The sequence below is a fragment of the Moritella marina ATCC 15381 genome, assembly GCF_008931805.1.
In the GTDB taxonomy this organism is placed as follows: domain Bacteria; phylum Pseudomonadota; class Gammaproteobacteria; order Enterobacterales; family Moritellaceae; genus Moritella; species Moritella marina.
Genome location: NZ_CP044399.1, coordinates 1,269,698 through 1,289,945, shown reverse-complemented (window position 1 = coordinate 1,289,945; position 20,248 = coordinate 1,269,698). Strand labels below are relative to the sequence as shown.

The window sequence follows — 20,248 nt, the reverse complement described above, 5'->3', positions numbered from 1 at the left end:
AATTTGCAGACAAACCGGCTAATGTTGATGATTCTGGATGCCCCGTTCCTGAGGCTAAATGACAAGATGCACAAGCCCACACTTTTGGTTTTTGCCAAACTGGACAATATTAGGCATAGGTTGGTGCTGCAGAGGAAACCAATCCGGTGCACTAAATTTGTTGTCAATTTCTGTTTGAGTGTAGCTGAGCGCACTGCCTTCGATTTGATGTTTAACAGTGACATCAACAACTTCTGAAGTCGTACTTCCTCGAGCTGGTGTTGACCACGCGGGTGCATTAGGTATGGTATTGTCAGCCATCGCAGATGTAGCCAATAACAGACTAGCGGTAAGTAATAAATGTTGTTTTTTCATCTTCTATCCCTATGTTTTATTATATTTGGGCTTTAATTTATGACGAGAGTATAACCAAATAACCTGAATAGAAGATGAATACGTTTTAGAGTCTAAGTGGCGGAATTTCTTTCCAACCATCTGTTTCTTTTTCTGCCAAGGCGAACTTGAAAGCATAACCAACATGGCCGGTTTTGATTCTCAGGTCTGTTGCAACTAATTGCCCTTCAACCTCTTCTAAACGAATAAAGCCATTAGTAAACCAATCAAGCGAGGTTAGTGCTGGCGTCGTCACATCTATCACGCCAAAGCCCAGATTTTGTTGTGCCGATATATCTAATGTATTCGTTAACACGTTCAGAGTAACATCATAATAAATACCGTCATCAACAACGACAGCTATCCACCAATTAAGGCTTGGATACAGCGGAGAAAGGAATACTTTAGACGCAGGAATACCTTGTGCTTGTAACGCTGCATCGACTTTATTCTGCATTTGGTTTTGTATTAATACACTCAATAACAAATAACCACTGCTGAGCAACAAGCCAATATGATTAACCCGTCTCGCCTTTCTCTTACTTTCACCATTATTTTTACTGCGCCACAGATAGACACAACCGACTAATAACGGCATGGTATACAAAGGGTCGATAACAAAGATAGAAGCAATCGAAATCGGGGGCCCGTCTAACGGCCAGAACAATTGCGTGCCATAACTGGTAAACGCGTCAAGCAAAGGGTGCGTGATTAGCGTTAGACAACACAGCCAAAATAGCCGTTGATTGGAAATCACATCGGTTTTGAATTTAAGCCTGAGACTAAACTTAAGCACCGCAAAGCAGATAAACGCAAAAGGCAATAACACAAACAAGGAATGTGAGAAGCTACGGTGTTCAGTAAAGCTTGCAACAGCATCTGCAGCAGGCATAAATACATCTAAATCAGGTAACGTACCTAACACACCACCAATAATAAGTGCACTGCGGCCAAGTTGTTTGTGGCCGATAGCTGCACCGATAGCGCCACCTAATACAATTTGTGTAACTGAATCCATGACTGTTCCTAACGTAAAACTTTAAGTACTATTTGTAGCACTATATGAAGAGCCGTATTAAGTACTGTGTTGAGTATATAGTTAAATTAATCGTATTTTATCTGCGAGGCAAGTTTTGGCGAGTTCTGATAAACAAAAATGGCTAAGGTCTCTCAACCTTAGCCATTCATATAACTAATTTAGCGATTTTTACTAACGAGCAGGTTTTGTATCTTTCTTCGCACGGTTATTGGTTTTCTTACCGTAAGAGCGATTTTTAGCACGACGTTTGTCATCGTTACGGCCATTGCCTTTGCTTTGACCGCCGCTATTACGACCATCATCAACAGGCTTGCTCAGGTCAGGTTCATAACCCGGTAACCATTGCGCCACTAAACGTGTATCAAGCAGTGTCTCAATTTCTTCTAACAACCAGTTTTCACCGATGCTAACTAAAGACGTTGCAGTACCAGATAAACCAGCACGACCTGTACGGCCGATACGGTGAATGTAGTCTTCTGCTTTAAACGGTAATTCAAAGTTGATTACATGCTTAAGCTGTTCGATATCAAGGCCACGAGCAGCAACATCTGTCGCTACTAATGCGCGTACTTTACCGGTTTTAAAATCTTCCAGACCACGTTCACGTGCGCCCTGTGATTTATCACCGTGTACCGCGATTGTCTTAATACCATCTTTACACATTTCTTTTGCTAGGCTATCTGCGCCCTGCTTAGTACGAGTAAAGATAAGCACTTGACGCCAGTTACGTGAACCAATCAGGTAAGACGTGAGTTCACGTTTACGATCAGTATCGACAGCATAAAATATTTGCTCTACTTGTTCAGCCGCTGCATTACGGGTATCAACTTCAACTAATAATGGATCGTTTAATAAGCTTTTGCTTAGTTTAAAGATCGCATCATCAAATGTTGCCGAGAATAGCATCGTCTGACGTTTTTTCGGCAGGTGTTTTAAGATACGGCGGATCTCTTCCATAAAGCCCATATCTAACATACGGTCAGCTTCATCGAATACGATCTTTTCAACAAACTCAAGTGTTAGCGTTTCACGATCTAATAGATCAAGTAAACGACCCGGTGTTGCCACTAAAATGTCAGCACCTTGCGCTAGCGCTTTTACTTGTGGGTTAATACTCACACCACCATAAGCAAGCGCAGCAGTTAATCCGCTATCTTGGCTGTATGTTTCAAAGCTTTTGTGCACTTGCTGTGAAAGCTCACGTGTTGGTGTTAATACCAAAGCACGGATTTTCTTTTTGCCAGTTTCTTCTGATGCGTTAGCTGTTAACTGTTGAGCCATTAGCTGCTGAATAATAGGCAATGCAAATGCAGCTGTTTTACCTGTACCCGTTTGCGCACCACCCATGATATCACGCCCTTCCAGAATTGCTGGAATAGCCTGAGCTTGAATTGGCGTAGGCGTTTCATAGCCTAACTTGGTAACAGTATTAATTAAATTTTGATTAAGATTTAAAGCAGAAAAACCCATAATGACCTTACTAAACACAACAACAAAAACGATATGCCGCGCAGTTTAGCAGAAGTCTTACAAGATTGCAGATAAACTAGATAAAGCCATGATTTAAAGGATCTGGGGACTAAGACTGGATATAAAAAAACCAACCGTGGTAACGATTGGTTTTGATTTAATGTATTTACGAATTAGAACTTATAAGACGCTGATACATAAAATGAACTTAGTGTATATGATCTAACCTCAGTATAATTATAAGTCGGGTCTGTTAGATCAACGCCGAAAATATCTATCTCATAACCGACTCTAGCACTAAGCCCATAAAGCCCTTCTGGAGCGTATTCAAGGCCAAAACCATAGCGAAAACCGACACTATCATCTTCTAAATTGGTCAGGTATGGCTGGCCTAATTCAATAGAAGAAACACCAATAACGCCAAATGGACGTAAACCATTTCGGAAAGTATAACCAAGATTTGCACTAAGTGAAGCGGCAGTTGGAGACCAAAAGTAATCAGATACAGTTTCATTAATATCAGCGTATGTTGTTTATTGACCTTCCAAAGCAAATACGCGATTAAACTGATAGCCGATTATAAATTTTAGTGTATTACCGTCTTCTTCTGCATACGGAGTATCATAATCAAGACTATCAAACACAGTAGAACCAATCGCTCCTCCCAGATAAAAACCTTTTACTTTTTGTATTACTTCAGCAGGTGTTAATTGTTGCTCAACTGTATCTTCTATCGTTACAGATTGTGCATGAGTCACTGACGATGCAGCAAGAAAGATCGCTAATAAAATTGCTTTATTCATAATTATTCCTTTAATTATTCCTTTAATTATTCCTTTAATTATTCCTTTAATTATTATAACGTTACCAACTAAAACAACTTGGGTTTATAACACGAATATTTTAGTTACTACTAACAAAGGTAAGCATCAGACAATCTTTATCATGAGTAAATAGTACTAAAAGCTTAGGTTTGTGATTAGATAAGCTAATGATCGCAAAAAGCACAAATAAAAACGCCCCCTTCATTCATGACGAATTAAAGGAGGCGATTATCAGTTGTTTTTTCGATTTACCGAGTCACAACAAACTTACGATTTAGCAAGTTTACCTGCAGGTGCAGCATCGCTTTCAGTTTCTTGACTTAGTGCTGGGGCTGTTTTTGCGTGCGTTAAATATAATGGAATACACGTAAATAGTAGGCCACCAACTAGGTTACCTAACAGCGTTGGAATAAGGTTCCAGTTTAACCAAGTAGCAACGCCAACATCAGCGCCTAACAGCATACCCAGTGGGAATAAAAACATGTTAACAACAGCATGCTCAAATACTAACGAGAAAAAGATGAAGATTGGTAGCCACATTGCCGCAATTTTGCCAGCCACAGAACGAGCGGTCATATTACCAATAACACCTAAACAAACCATTAGATTACAAAGAATGCCTTTAACAAATACCGTGATCCAACCGTCCATGCCATGTTCAGCATAACCAACAGTACGCGCCATCGTAGCGCCAATGAATTTTTGGCCAACCGCGCCAGCTTCAACGCTGAAGTTAGTGGTGAATACTAAAGCGATAAGGAAAGCCACGATAAGTGAACCAATTAGGTTACCTAGACCAATAAAGCCCCAGCAACGCAGAATACGACCCCAAGTAATACCGCTACGCTTATCAAATTTAGCCAATGGAGCAAGACCAAAAACACCTGTTAACAAGTCATAGCCCATTAAACTTAAAATACAAAAGCCCACAGGGAAAACTAACGCACCAACAAGGCCAACACCGGTTTGCACAATCGCCGTGATCGCCACAACAACGGCTAAAGAAAGAATAATACCAGCCATAGTGCCACGTAACACAAGGTCCCTACTACTAGTGCGAATTTTAGCTTCGCCAACATCAATCATGGTCTGAACGAATTCAGCAGGTTTTAAAGCAGACATATAAGAACTCCAAGGATATTCAAAATTAAAATTATAAGAAAAAAGTAAATAATAAGTTAAAAGCAAAATCGTATAGGAAAAGGTGCTAGCCTTTGGTGGCTAGCACCCTTGAACTATAAAATCTTGTCGCTATTCACACCGAACGTCTTAAGCGCTGATCTCGACAGCGTCTTTGTTCACGCGCACTTTATACGTTGCCAGTGCCACCAAGTCATTTTCTAAACATTGACCAGTCGCTAAGTTAAAGCGTTGTTTCTTTAAGGGACTTGCCACCCAAAGCTGTTCATCATGCTCGCAAATCAGACCACGTGATAGCACGTTTGATTTCGCAAACGGGTCCATGTTGTCAATGGCAAACAGTTCTTCGTTATCACGTGGACGGAAGATAGCTACTTGCTTACCGTTAACCAATGCACATACACCAGTATTAACTGTGATGTCGTTTAGTTGGCAAACTTTAATCCATTTACTCATGCGTGCTCTCCCACTGTGATTGCGTATGTATCTTTTTCTGCGATAGTTGCTGGACGATGCTGGTCACGTGCAGTAACAAAGCGTACGTTCTTGTCTTGTTCATCGCTGTTAATGAAGTGAGCGAAACGTTTTTGTTGCTCTTCACTTTCAACAACGTCAGACCATTCACATTTGAACTCAGTGATCAGTTTGTTAATGTCTGTTTCAAGTTGTTCATTGATGCCCAGTTTGTCGTTAACAACCACTTCACGTAAGTAATCAACGCCACCCTCTAAGTTGTCCATCCATACCGACGTACGTTGTAACTTGTCGGCAGTACGTACATAGAACATCATGAAACGGTCGATGTATTGCAGTAATGTTGCTTCATCTAAATCTGATGCTAATAAATCAGCGTGACGCGGGTTCATACCACCGTTACCACACACATACATGTTCCAGCCTGCGTCAGTCGCGATAATACCTAAATCTTTACCCTGTGCTTCAGCACATTCACGGGTACAACCTGATACACCAAACTTCATTTTGTGTGGCGTACGAATACCTTTATAACGGTTTTCAAGTAACACACCTAAAGCAACACTGTCTTGCACACCGAAGCGGCACCAAGTGCTACCCACACATGTTTTCGCCATACGTAGTGCTTTTGCATACGCTTGACCCGTTTCATAACCCGCTGCAATCAGCTTTTTCCAGATTGCCGGTAAGTCACCTTTGTGGGCACCAAATAAACCGATACGCTGCGCGCCGGTAATTTTAGTGTACAGGCTATATTCTGCAGCAACTTCAGCCAGTACCAATAGTGCTTGCGGCGTTACTTCACCACCAGCCATACGTGGAATAACTGAATATGTACCGTCTTTTTGCATGTTACCTAAGAAATTATCATTGGTATCTTGTAGACCGACGTTGTCACGACTTAATACATGGTCACCCCAGCAAGACGCTAAGATTGAACCAACGGTTGGTTTACATACTTCACAGCCGTAACCTTTACCGTATTTAGCCAGTAAATCATCAAAGGTTTTAATCCCTTCAATGCGAATTAGGTGGAATAGCTCTTGGCGAGAATACTCGAAGTGTCCACATAAGTGGTTTTTCACTTCAATACCTGATTTAGCCAGTTCAGCATTCAGTACTTGAGTGATAAGTGGTACACAACCACCACAACCCGTTCCCGCTTTGGTTACTGCCTTGATTTCGCCCATAGTGGTATGGCCATCAGCAACTGCCGCAGCAATCTTGCCTTTAGTCACATCAAAGCAAGAACAAAGTACAGCAGAATCAGGTAATGCTTCAACGCCCATTGCTGGCTTATCACCACCCGCATGCGCTGGTAGAATCAAGCTGTCTGGATGTTCAGGTAAATCCATGTCGTTTAGCTTAAGTTGTAATAGGCTACCATAATCTGATGTATCACCGATTAATACTGCACCTAATAACTTCTTACCGTCTTCAGAAACAATAATACGTTTGTATACTTCTTCTGTTTCATCAAGATAAACAAAGCTCTTACAACCTGGTGTGCGACCATTGGCATCGCCGATACTACCCACTTTCACACCAAGTAATTTCAACTTAGCGCTCATGTCAGCGCCTTCGAATGCGTTGTCGCTACCTAATAGATGGTCAACAGCAACTTGTGCCATTTTGTAACCTGGAGCAACCAAACCAAAGAATTGTTCATTCCAAGATGCACATTCACCGATTGCATAAACATCGCTGTCACTCGTCACACAATGGTCACCAATAGTGATACCACCACGACGACCCGTTGCTAAACCAGATTGGTGTGCCAGTTTGTCTTGTGGACGAATACCCGTTGAGAATACGATGAAATCAACTTCAAGCGAGGTGCCATCAGCAAACATCATGGTGTTACGTGCGGTTTCACCTTCAGCAACAATTTCTAAGGTGTTTTTACTGGTATGCACTTGCACGCCCAGCTTTTCAATTTTTTTGCGTAGTTGCTCACCGCCTTCACGGTCTAGCTGCTCAGCCATCAATACTGGCGAGAACTCAATTACATGTGTTTCCACACCGAGTGCTTTCAACGCACCAGCAGCTTCAAGTCCTAATAAACCACCGCCGATAACAACACCGCTTTTACTGCGTTTCGCTGTTGCTTCAATGGTTTTTAAATCTTCAATAGTACGGTAAACAAAACAATCTTTGCTTTCATTACCTTTAATTGGTGGCACCCAAGGTTTTGATCCTGTCGCCATGACTAACTTGTCGTATTTAATTTCACGACCTGAATTTGAATAAATAATTTTCTGCGCGCGGTTAATATTAATCGCACGTTCACCAATCAATACATTGATATTATGTTTGTCGTAAAAGCCTTCTTTTACCAGTGATAATTCATCTGCAGTGTGGTGAGAGAAATAAGAAGAGAGGTGGACACGATCATAGGCAACGCGTGGTTCTTCGCAGAACACGGTCACATCAAAATTTTCAATTTCTGCTTTTTCTACTAGATCTTCGATGTAACGGTGGCCAACCATACCATTACCGATAATAACCAGTCTGACTTTGCTCATAAGTATTCCTATATATTTATTATGTAGGTATTTTGAGGTATTACTTAAGAGATGGACATGACTTAGATCAATTCCGAAGGTCGATAAGTGTGAACAAGATCAGAAATGTGAAGTAAAGCGTAATTTTATAACGAAAAGTGGCATCCTCAGCAAGTGAGAGCCGACATAATGGCATTGATGTAATTAAAAAACAACAAAACTCACAATATAAATACCCATAATGAGGTATTTATATTGTTTTTGTTATTTTATTACATCAGCCCTAATTAATAACTGAATTACACTTTTTGGTAGATAGCCCGAAGCACGACAATATCAACAGTATCCAATTGTTCCGGCTTTAAATATTCAACGGCATATTTTTGGTAAATGCCATGTGTTAAAAACAGATCAAATATTGCTTCATCAAGATGGTCATCTTTAACCATAAAGGCCATTATTTTTAATGCTTGGCTTAGTTTCTTCGCTTCTTTATATGGCCTATCTGAAGCCGTTAATGCTTCAAAAATATCAGCGACAGCAATCATGCGACCACCAATAGGGATCTCCTCGCCTTTTAGTTTTAACGGGTAACCTTGACCATTCATTTTCTCGTGATGGCTACCTGCAATAAGAGGGACATTTTTCAAATGTTCGGGATATACAATCTGATCCAACATTAAATAAGTTTGTACAATATGGTCGTTAATATTGTATCGTTCTTCCGCTGTTAACGTGCCGGCTTGAACCCCCAGATTATGTAACTCCCCCCGATTAAATTGATAAGCAGGTTTGGCCATTTTGAAATGACGTTTACCTTGCGTATTTTGCGTTGGTTCGACTTCCCATTCAGATAAATGCTCAACATTGTCAACTAACACACGCTCAACAGCAGGTAAACTAGCATGGCGACCAGCCTTTTTAGCTAACGCTTGTTGCGAAATGCCAATATCATCAGGTAACGTTCTTGTCCAAGTACGTAAAGAAATCTCAGCCAACCTTTCTATCTTCTCTGGCACTAAGAATTCATAGCCAGTATTACAGTTCGCAACAAATGCAAATTCATTATTCAATTCATCTTTGAGTGCATTACAACGAGCCAATGAATCAGCAGTATCACCACCCTCCGCGATAGATTGCCAATACACAATATCAGCATCACGCTTTAATACTTCATAACGCATACGTATTTCATGAATACGATCGTAGACAGTTTCTAATTTAGTGGCTTTATCCATTACATAATCAGGTGTCGTTACCTTACCGCAGTCATGCAACCACGCAGCCACTAATAATTCTTCCTTGTTTTTAGACGTTAACGAAAAGTTTGAGAATGTATCAGTATCTACGTCCGCAGCATTTGCGATCAGTTCTGTGATCTTAGGAACTCGTTGACAATGCCCGCCTGTATACGGAGATTTTTTATCTAGCGCAGCCGCCGTCATTTTTACAAATGAATGAAATAGCGCCTGCTGTTCATGTTCTTTCTCTAAATGTTCTAAGACGATTTCATTAAAACCGATGAAGTTTCTAACAAGACTAATTCTGTTATGGGTACAACTCGATATCTCACCATTAAAACCAATCACCAAAGCACCCACATTTTGCTCTTTACGATTCATTAATGGAATAATAAATCCCCTTTTACAAGGCCCTGTTGCAAAGATAATACTGGCTTCTTTTTCAGATAAAACATGCACATTTTCATCTAATACCGCCTGATTATTCTGCAGTAACTGGGGAAAATCAAACTCAGGTAATGAACTTGAATTAGCGCTAAGGTGAAACGCCTCTCTGTTAACACGGTTATTAATAAACAACTGGCAACTATTGGCCGATAAAATTGCAGAGGTTTGATCTACAATTGACGCTGATAATTCCTCAGGTTTAGATGATCGAGCGACATTATATAAATGATTAAAGAAATCTGTTAATACACTTTCCATCAACATCATCGTGTCATTAAGTTGATCAATTTCAACAATATTAGATACTTTGTATTCTTTACGGCGGTATTCAAAACGTTGGATATTAATCAGCGATTTGTTTAAATAAATAAGCGGCTTTGCAATTCGCCTTGTTGATAAAATACTCACGATAAAGAAAAACAACGTCAGAAACAGCATGTTTTTCATATTAAAATGGGAATTTAAATAGCTCGATTTAGCTAAGAACTCTTCCTCTTTTAAGCTATTAATCAAATAGACCTTATGGCCATTACCAATATCAAGTGGTGTGATCATAACTCGAGACAAGACTTTGTTTAGTGTTAGCGATTTCAATGTTGTCACACCTATCGGGAAATCACCCATATTATCTAATGCATGATTTAAATCGGGTGCTGTCAGGTTAAATCCCCCTGATTTTTCAAACGAAGTAAGCACCCTGTTACTCGCGATAATTTCTTTTGTCGATGCGAGCAAATAGGTAAGCGAATTTTTAGAGTATTGCATATGTTGAAGCAGCGCTGTCAGCGACTGAGAATCAAAGTCCGCAGCTAACACACGTTTACCATCCAAGGTTCGGCGTGAAAATGTAAAACCTAAACGCCCTGATGGATAAAAACGATATGGGTCAGAAATAAAGATTTTATCGTCGTCGCGGGTATTTTTGAACCATGCTCTAGTTCGTGGGTCATAATGACTGCTGGCATAAGTGGCAGACGATATAACCTTCAATGTATTACTTAATATAATACGTTGCTGTGGGCCATCAATATCATTAAAGCTAAGACTAAACGCAGCATTATCAGGCATATCTGGGTAGGTATTACGCATTTGTGTTGATACACGGTAGATATAAACAGACTGCCCTTGTTCATTCGCTGAATATAAGGATGTAATAAATGGATTTTTGTTTAACGTGGTGGTGATTGCAGCCAGCCACTGAAAATCTTGACGATCACTATTGATAAGATCTGATAATATCTGCGTATCAAGCAAAGTTACCACGGGGTTAGAAACCTGCTTAATCGTTACTTTCAAAGTACGAGTGAAATTTTTTACATTCTCAGTCGAGAAAAGCGCCTTCTCTGATTCTAGATGGCTTACACCAGCCACAATAGTCGCTAAGCTAAACATGCTAAACAATAAAATAAAAACAACTGATATATAAGTTCTGAACGAAATGGGTTTCATTGGTAATACGATTAATCTATAAAGAATATTATGTATTTATTGTATTACCAAACGGATAAACAGCGAACATTTAACACCTAAATTACTAGTGCGCTTACAAAACAATACAGTAAATGCTCTACAAGCAAACTAAGCGTCGACAAAAAAAACACCTACTTTAATTACGGCATTATTAAGATAAATAGATATTTCTTAGTGCAGCAACATCAACGAAATCCAATTGCTCGACCTTCAAGAATTCATCAGCGTATTCTTGATAAACACCTTGCGTTAAAAATAAATCAAAAACATCACCATCAAGGTGCTCATCTTTAACCATGAAAGCCATGATCTTCAATGAATGATTTAAGGTTTTCGCGGCTTTATACGGACGATCACATGCCGTTAAAGCCTCAAACACATCCGCCACAGCAATCATACGACCACCGATTGGGATCTCTTCGCCTTTTAACTGCAGTGGATAGCCTTGACCATTCATTTTTTCATGATGACTGCCGGCAATAAGTGGCACATTCTTAAGGTGCTCGGGGTAAGGAAGTTGATCAAGCATGAGGTATGTTTGCACAATATGATCATTAATGTTGTAACGTTCTTCAGACGTTAACGTACCACTTTTTATCATTAAATTATGTAATTCACCACGATTATAACGGTGCTCGGGGGGCACCATTTTAAAGTCTCGCTTGCTGTTTGCTTGTAACTGTTTTTTCTCTTCCCAGACAAATAAATGCTCAGGTTTGTCCACCAACACTTTCTCTGTTACGGGCAATGTTTTGTTACTTTGGCTTTTTTTAGCGAATTCTTGTTGTGATATACCAATATCATCAGGCAGTGTACGTAACCAAGTACGCTCACCAATATCAGCTAAACGTTGTTGTTTATCAGGATCTAAAAACTCACTGCCCGGATTACAACTAGCAACAAAGGCAAACTCCTCATCAAGCGCTTGTTTCAAATCATCACAAATTTGAAGTGCTTGCCCTTCATCCATACCCGCCTTCGTCGATTGCAAATAGGTGATCTCAGCATCACGTTTTAATACTTCATAACGCATACGTATCTCATGAATACGATCGTAAATAGTTTCTAGTTTAGTGGCTTTATCCATCACGTGATCGGGCGTCGTGACTTTACCGCAATCATGCAACCAAGCGGCCACTAACAACTCTTCCCAGCTTTTTGACGTTAATGAAAAATCGGCAAACTTATCGGTATCTACAGTGGCCGCTTTCGCGATCATCTTGGTTATTTTTGGCACTCGTTGACAGTGTCCACCCGTATAAGGTGATTTAATATCCACCGCTGTCGCCGTCATTTCAACGAATGAATGGAATAATTTACGCTGTTCATCTACCTGCTCTAAATGCTCTAATACGATCTCATTAAACCCAATAAACTCACGCACAAAGCGTAATCTATTACGCGTATCATCAGTAATATCTGTCGTAAAACCGATTAACAAGGCGCCAGTATTATCATTATTACGATTGAACAATGGGATCATGAAACCTGAATGACACGACATATCCGTAAAAGTATTACTCGCCTCACCCATTGTTAGCTCATAGATAGGCTGTTTAAACGATTTTTCATTATTATCGTATAAACTCTGTAAATTAAAATCAGCGGTAGTGCCAGACTTTGCTGCTAATTGAAATTCACCTCTATTATCAGGTGTGTTGGTAAATAACTGACAATCATCGGCCAACAAGATCTCTTTGACTTGTGCAACAATTGATTCAGATAACTCTTCTGGCTGTGAGGTTCTTGCCACATTACGCAGGTTCTGGAAAAAGTCTAACAATACATTTTCCATCAATTGTATCGTGTCATTTAACTCATCCATTTCGTTGATATAGGATTTTTTATGTTCCCGACGTTCAAAGTTGAAATGCTGGATCTGCTTTAAAGTCTTATTAGACTTAGTCAGCGGTTTCGCGATACGGTGAGTGGCGGCAAGGACAACACAAAAAACGAACGCAACAAAAATAATTGAAATCGTGATCAGTTCATTACGAAATAACACCGAACTCGCAAGGATCTCCTTACGTAATACAAAATTAGCGACATACAAATTATTGCCCTTACTAATAACCATAGGACTAACAATTAATTGCCATGAATCACCATGTAAATCCACTAATTTATTAATTGGACGGTGTGAATCTAAGCTGTCGAAATCAGGCAGCACAGCATCAAAGCCATAATCTTTTGCTGTGTAGACTTTATCCTTAAATGTTTTATTTTCACGTGTATTACTGGCGATAACTTCTTTTTTAGACGTTAACAAAAATACCCTTGAGGTTTCTGAATATTCAAACTCTTGCATTGCCCTGTTCAAAGAACGGAGGTTGAAATCTGCAGCGATCACACTGCTGCCATCGAGTGAACGTCGTGAAAAAGTTATACCTAACGTCTTAGTACTATAAAAGAAATACGGGTCTGTTACGTGAACACTGCCATCTTGCTTTGTCCCTTTGAACCAGGGCCTGGCACGAGCATCAAAATGTGCATTAAGTTTTGTATCAGAACCTAATTTTTGCATCTGATTATTAAAGAATATACGCTGGCGCTGACCTTTCACACTGCTGTATATGATAATGATACTAGTCGATTCAGGGGCTGTGGCAGCTATTCGGTCAACTTCATTATATATCGGTCGTACAGAAAAAGTGGTGCCCTCATTGTCAGAGAAATAAAGTAAGGAAACAAAAGGGTTGTAAGCTAACGTCGTTGAAAGGGCTTTTAACCATTGCGGGTCGTATATGTCAATATCACTTTGCATGAACTTGGTCATTGCAAGTGTATCTAACATCGAAATAAGTGGCCTTGAAACCTTATCTATCTGTGCGTTTAACTCATTAGAGTGGCTGGTAACAATATCTTTAGATAACGTAATTGCAATATTTTGCGAATTCGTATCACTCACATAAATAAGCGTGAAACTTAGTAAGCTAAAAATCACAATGAATATGCTGGTGATATATGTACGAAACGAAACTGATAGCATTACTTAACTCTCGAACAAATAAGAATAGCGACTAATAATTTGAATTTATAACACAGATAAATAACACTTTGGATAAATAACTCACTGTTATATTTCAAAAATAAACAAGCATATTCATATTTATAAAAACCAATAGCACAATTGGTTTACACTATAAAAACAATAGCTGAATAAAAAAAAACCAACAGTGAGTAAAAAACAAACGGCTAGTTCGTTTTTAATAAGCCGTCTTTATAAACAGCTCTAAGCGCATCCACATCCACAAAATCCAGCTGCTCTACTTTCAAGAATTCATCAGCGTATTCTTGGTAAACACCTTGGGTTAAAAACAGGTCAAACACATGACCATCCAAGTGCTCATCTTTAACCATGAAAGCCATGATCTTCAATGAATGACTTAAGGTTTTCGCGGCTTTATACGGACGATCACATGCCGTTAGTGCCTCAAATACATCCGCTACTGCGATCATACGACCACCGATTGGGATCTCTTCGCCTTTCAGCTGTAGTGGATAGCCTTGACCATTCATTTTTTCATGATGGCTACCCGCGATAAGCGGCACATTCTTAAGGTGGTCCGGATACGGCAGTTGATCCAACATGAGATAAGTTTGTACTATATGATCATTAATGTTGTAACGTTCTTCAGGCGTTAACGTTCCGCTTTTAATCATTAAGTTATGCAGCTCGCCACGATTATAACGATACTCAGGCTGCACCATTTTAAAGTCACGTTTACTGTTTGCTTGTAGCTGTTTCTTCTCTTCCCAGATAAATAGATGCTCCGGCTTATCAGCAAGGATTTTCTCAATAATCGGCAACGTCTTACTGACGTGACGCTTTTTAGCTGCTTCTTGTTGCGAGACCCCGATATCATCAGGTAATGTACGCAACCAAGTACGCTCACCAATTTCAGCTAAACGTTGCTGTTTCTCAGGGTCTAAAAACTCACAGCCCGGATTGCAACTGGCAATAAAGGCAAACTCTTCATCGAGTTCTTGTTTCAAACTATCACAACTCTGTTGCGCTTGCGCTTCATTCATCCCCTCGGCAATCGATTGCCAATAGACAACTTCAGCATCACGCTTCAATACTTCATAACGCATGCGGATTTCATGAATACGGTCATAAATTGTTTCCAATTTAGTCGCTTTATCCATCACGTAATCGGGTGTTGTTACTTTACCGCAGTCATGTAACCATGCTGCGACGAGCAATTCCTCCCAGCTTTTTGACGTTAATGAGAAGTCTGCAAATTTATCCGTATCTAATGTCGCAGCTTTGGCTAACATCTTGGTAATTTTTGGCACGCGTTGACAGTGACCACCTGTATAAGGTGATTTCACATCGACAGCTGTTGCCGTCATTTCAACGAATGAGTGGAACAAATTACGCTGAGCCTCTACTTTTTCTAGGTGCTCTAATACAATCTCATTGAAGCCAATGAATTCACGCACAAAACGTAATCGATTACGGGTATCATCAGTAATATCAAGATTAAAACCAATTAATAACGCACCGGTATTATCATTATTACGATTGAATAACGGAATAATAAAGCCAGAATGACACGACATATCCGTAAAGATATGACGCGCTTCATTTACAGTTAACTCATAAATAGACTCTGTAAAAGCCTCGGGGTTGTGGTTGTATAAACATTGTAGATTAAAATCGCTGGTAACACCCGACTTAGCCGACAATGTAAACACATCACGACTATCTGGCGTGTTAGTAAACAACTGACAGTCATCCGCTGACAATATCTCTTTTACTTGCATTACAATGGATTCAGACAACTCTTCTGGACGTGAGGTACGTGCAACATTACGTAAATTATTAAAGAAATCTAATAGTACATTCTCCATCAGCCCCATTGCTTCATTTAGCTTATCAATTTCTTGAATATGGGAAGCTTGATAACATTTCCGTTGAAAGCGGAAACGTTGAATGTTTTCGATAGAGTCAGTTAAATAAGTCAGCGGACTCGCAATACGGCGCGCGATATATAACACAATAATAAATGAGATAATGACTGAAATAATCGAAATAATAATGAGGTCGTTGCGCAGGCTTGATGAAGCTTCAAATAAGTCATCATGAGATACAAAGTTAACCACACGCAACATGCTATTATCTGCAAGCGTCAACGGAGATATCATTAACTCCCAAGTCTTACCTTGCCAAACAACAGTTTTTGCCGATTGCGCTACAGAATTTTCAGCCTCAAACTCCTTAACCAATTGATCAAATCCAAGATCCTTCGCAGTAAATAAATCTTTACCCATCATTAGCGAAAATAGCTGATTACTGCCCATGATTTGCGATTCGGTATTAAGTAAAAAGATATTCGAGTTAGTCGAAAATTCAAAATACTGCACTAATTTAGTCAATTTATTTAAAGTAAGGTCAACACCGATAATGGCATCACCAGTGCGTGTTTTACGTGAAAATGTAATGCCATCTTGCGCTGGATTAGAGAAGTTATATGGCCCAGTCATGTAGATTTTATCGTTATTTTTAACGTCGCTATACCAGATCCGCTCGCGAGGATCATAATCACTAATTATATTATCCTCTTTCATCAATTTCATGTCGGCATCATAAAATTGAATACGCTGAGCGCCGAGAATGTAATAACGCACCATTAGGCGTGCATCGACTGGCGCAGATAAGCTTTGTTTTATTTTTAAATCATGTAAAGGTTGAAACAGAAAAGCGCTACCGTCCTCCTTACCAAAATACATTGAATCGAGATATTGGTTTTTTTCTAGGATCTCTGTCATTGCACTAAGCCAAAGGGGATCTGGCATCCCCACATCGCGAGCAGTAAACTGCCCCATTGCCAAAGTGTTTAATAGGGTACTAAGTGGAGACGTGACTTTTTCAATTTTAACAGACAGTTCTTCCGCATAATTGGTCACGATATCTTTCGATAAGGTTGTTGATATTTCTTGTGAATGCTGGACGCTCACATAGATTAACGCGCCACTCAACAAAGATATGATCGAGATAAATATACTTGCTATATATCGCCTAAATGACATCGACTTCATTATCAAACCACTATACTTCCATCTATTAAAGTGGCGCTATAATAATCTTTCATTACCACGAAAGATATGAAATAACGGCTTAAAATCGAATAAAAACACTTTCTATATGGCTCTTTATAAAATGATAATATTTCACTTCGTAAAAGTAAAAATAGTTCATTCCATCATATCGCGAGAACCATTTAAAACAGCAAAATAGCTTACATTTGTACGCTTAATATCATTTCAACACCGCTTTAATTGCGCATATGTCGACCTTATCACGCTGTGATTCAGCGAGGTATTCATCTGCATATTGTTGATAAATACCTTGGGTAATAAATAACTCGAATAAGTTCGCGTCTAATTCACCATTTTTAACCATCGAGGCCATAATAATTAACGATTGGTTCAACGTATTGGCTTTTTTGTATGGCCGCTCTGCGGTCGTCAAAGCTTCAAATATGTCAGCAATTGCAATCATACGTCCACCAAGCGGGATCTCCTCACCTTTCATTTTTAGTGGGTAGCCATTACCATTAAGTTTCTCGTGATGGGAACCGGCTATAAGCGGCACATTTTTTAAGTGTTCAGGGTATGGTAATTGATCGAGCATCAGGTATGTTTGAATAGAATGATCGTTGACGTTATAGCGTTCCTCAGCCGTTAATGTACCAAGCGTTACACGTAAGTTGTGTAACTCACCACGATTGTGTTGATACTCGGGTTTGGTCAATGTGAATTCACGTTTACTCTGCGATGCTAAGCTGTTACTTTTTTGCCAAGAATATAAATGTGCTTGCTTGTCTGCCAATAACGGTTCTGTGCTCGGCAGTACTTGTCTCGCACTATCCTTTTTATCTAATGCCTCTTGCGATAAACCAATATTATCTGGCAGCGTACGTTGCCACGTACGCCTCGCTATCTTCTCCAAACGCGCTATCGATTCGGGCTGCAAGTCTTCATGGCCAATGTTGCACTGGGCAATGAATTCAAATTCATTTTCTAACGCGGCTTTTTGTTCATCACAAACTGCTTTTGCACTCAGTTTATCTTGCCCTTGGGCAACTGCTTTCCAATAGCTAATATCAGCGTCACGTTTAAGCACTTCATAGCGCATTCTCACTTCGTGAATACGGTCATAAATTGTTTCAAGTTTAGTTGCTTTATCCATCACATAGTCGGGGGTTGTCACTTTACCGCAGTCATGTAACCACGCAGCAATCAGTAACTCTTCCCACCCATCTTCTGTTAATGAAAAATCATCAAATACTTGTTGGTCTTGTTCTGCGGCTTTTGCGATCATTTTGGTAATTTGTGGTACACGTTGACAATGCGCGCCCGTATAAGGAGACTTGATATCAACCGACGTCGCCATCATTTCTACAAACGAGTGAAATAACGCACGTTGCTCATGTTCTTGTTCAAGCTGCTCTAATACAATTTCATTAAACGCTAAAAACTCACGCACAAAGTGAATACGATCACGGGAATAAGTACTTATATTATTGTTAAACCCAATGACTAATACCCCCACGAGTACATCAGCACGATTCAACAGTGGAATAATAAAACCTCTGGTACAGTCCGAGTCTAAAAATACCAAGTGACTATCATTACGATCTAGTTCATGAATCGAATTGGTAAAAATAGCATTGTTATGGTCATATAGTGTTTGCACATTGAAAGGAGCAAAAGCATCTGAATTGGCCGTAATTCTAAAGGCAGCACGATCCGCTGGTGAGTTGACAAACAATTGGCATATATCACAAGCAAGCATTGCTTTTGCCTGCGTTACCATCGACGTGGATAACTGTTCAGACTCTGTTGAACGAGCGATATCCCTGAGATTTTGGAAGAAGTCGACCAACACATTTTCCATCGAATTCATCGCTTCATTAAGCGCATTAATGTCGTTAATATTTGATTTTTTATACACTTTACGCTTAAAACTAAAACGCTGAATATTTTCAACAGACTTAGTCAGATAACTCAGAGGCTTAGCGATCTTTTCCGTCGTAGCTAAAATAATAAGAAAAGAAATGAGCACGGTAATTAAAGAAATAACGATCAATTCATTTCGCAGTATTGATGAGCCATATAATAAATCTTTATAAGCAACAAAATTAACGAGATACAGCACATCAAGACTGCTGATTTCAAGCGGTGTGACAACCAGCTCCCAATTTTGATCTTGCCAAAATATAGTACTAAATAAGGTTTCTTCGATTTTAATGTCGTTAAAATCAGGTAAGAATTCAGCAATTTCGAGTTCTTCCGCTGTAAACAATTTCTCACCATTGATTAACTCAAGCTCTTGGTTACTCGAAATAATGCGCTTTGAAGCGGTAAGTAATAATACCTTCGAATTTTCCGAATATTCTAAATCTTGGATGATATCGGTAAGTGAACCTAAGGTAAAATCGACCGCTATAACCCCCTGTTTATTCTTTAACATTCTTGAGTATGTTATACCGATACGACGCGAAAAATAAAAAGCATAAGGTTCCACCATATGAATGTCCATGTCACCTTTGGCATTCTTAAACCAATCTCGCGTACGTGGGTCATAGTAGTTACTGTGCGAACGCTTCGAACCTATACGGCGCATTTGTTGATCAAAATAAATTGAACGTTGCTGACCATTATTCAAATTGATCTCGAGCATGAGTACCGTTGTATCTGGCGCCGCATAACGTAATTTATCAGCCTCAGTATACATAGAGCGAATTAGGTAAGCACTACCATCATTATTACCAATATAAAACGACGCGATATGTTTGTTTTTAGACAGCAGCATATGCATCATCTCCAACCATTCAATTGGTTGCTCATTAAATTCTTTTTCAGTAAAACCTGTGTTTGCTAAGGTATCAAGTAAAGTGATCAGTGGCGTGGATAATTCATCTAATTCGACTTTCAGTTCATTGGAATAATTTTTGACGATATCTTTAGACAAAGAAACGGATACCTATTGCGAGTGGTTTACGCTCACATAAATAAGCACAGCACTCAACAAGGATGCAATAGAAAGAAAAATACCTGAAATATACCAGCGAAATGAAACCGAACGCATGCCTTGCCAACCCGTGAATAGAAAATATAGTAACCAGCTTAGAATACCCTTTTAATGACCATCCGCATATTACGCAGTGGTAATAAATACCCAATCCATAAATTTAAATAATCATATTTATACAGCTATAAATCAATGATACTTATCCCCCCCAATAAAGCGTATTA

General features: G+C 39.4%; 12 protein-coding genes. All 12 read right to left on the bottom strand.

Translation table 11 applies throughout. The annotated features are described in order from the left end of the window. Positions 1–54: 54 nt before the first annotated feature. Entirely contained in the window at positions 55–354 is a 300-nt protein-coding gene (locus FR932_RS21610; protein ID WP_240532343.1) for a hypothetical protein, read from the bottom strand. Between the two features lie 85 nt (positions 355–439). Beyond that, positions 440–1,390, bottom strand: coding sequence for a metal-dependent hydrolase (locus FR932_RS05790; RefSeq protein ID WP_019439790.1), 951 nt, complete (start codon positions 1,388–1,390; stop codon positions 440–442). Positions 1,391–1,582: 192 nt separating this feature from the next. Then, on the bottom strand, positions 1,583–2,881 hold the full coding sequence (locus FR932_RS05785; protein WP_019439791.1) for a DEAD/DEAH box helicase: 1,299 nt from the start codon (positions 2,879–2,881) through the stop codon (positions 1,583–1,585). Between the two features lie 173 nt (positions 2,882–3,054). Further along, positions 3,055–3,399 (bottom strand): outer membrane protein, encoded by a 345-nt coding sequence (locus FR932_RS21885; RefSeq protein ID WP_151676848.1) that lies wholly within the window; start codon positions 3,397–3,399, stop codon positions 3,055–3,057. A 15-nt stretch (positions 3,400–3,414) separates the two neighbouring features. Beyond that, on the bottom strand, positions 3,415–3,684 hold the full coding sequence (locus FR932_RS05775; RefSeq protein ID WP_019439792.1) for a hypothetical protein: 270 nt from the start codon (positions 3,682–3,684) through the stop codon (positions 3,415–3,417). Between the two features lie 288 nt (positions 3,685–3,972). After that, complete coding sequence (locus FR932_RS05770; RefSeq protein ID WP_019439793.1) at positions 3,973–4,827, bottom strand: formate/nitrite transporter family protein; 855 nt, start codon at positions 4,825–4,827, stop codon at positions 3,973–3,975. Between the two features lie 147 nt (positions 4,828–4,974). After that, positions 4,975–5,301: a nitrite reductase small subunit NirD gene (nirD, locus tag FR932_RS05765; protein ID WP_019439794.1), complete on the bottom strand. Its 327-nt coding sequence runs from the start codon at positions 5,299–5,301 to the stop codon at positions 4,975–4,977. Continuing rightward, complete coding sequence (nirB, locus tag FR932_RS05760; RefSeq protein ID WP_019439795.1) at positions 5,298–7,844, bottom strand: nitrite reductase large subunit NirB; 2,547 nt, start codon at positions 7,842–7,844, stop codon at positions 5,298–5,300. Before nirB ends, nirD begins: the two co-directional genes overlap by 4 nt. Positions 7,845–8,122: 278 nt before the next feature. Continuing rightward, the gene (locus FR932_RS05755; RefSeq protein WP_019439796.1) at positions 8,123–10,903 is read right to left on the bottom strand and encodes an HD domain-containing phosphohydrolase; all 2,781 of its coding nucleotides are present in this window, start codon (positions 10,901–10,903) and stop codon (positions 8,123–8,125) included. A gap of 229 nt (positions 10,904–11,132) precedes the next feature. Further along, a complete protein-coding gene (locus FR932_RS05750; protein WP_280525756.1) occupies positions 11,133–13,775 on the bottom strand; it encodes an HD domain-containing phosphohydrolase in 2,643 nt (880 codons plus the stop codon). Between the two features lie 401 nt (positions 13,776–14,176). Further along, positions 14,177–16,945 carry an HD domain-containing phosphohydrolase gene (locus FR932_RS05745; protein WP_280525755.1) on the bottom strand — a complete coding sequence of 923 codons (2,769 nt, stop codon included), beginning with the start codon at positions 16,943–16,945 and terminating at the stop codon, positions 14,177–14,179. 301 nt (positions 16,946–17,246) lie between these two features. Next, entirely contained in the window at positions 17,247–19,964 is a 2,718-nt protein-coding gene (locus FR932_RS05740; protein WP_019628787.1) for an HD domain-containing phosphohydrolase, read from the bottom strand. Between the last annotated feature and the right edge of the window lie 284 nt (positions 19,965–20,248).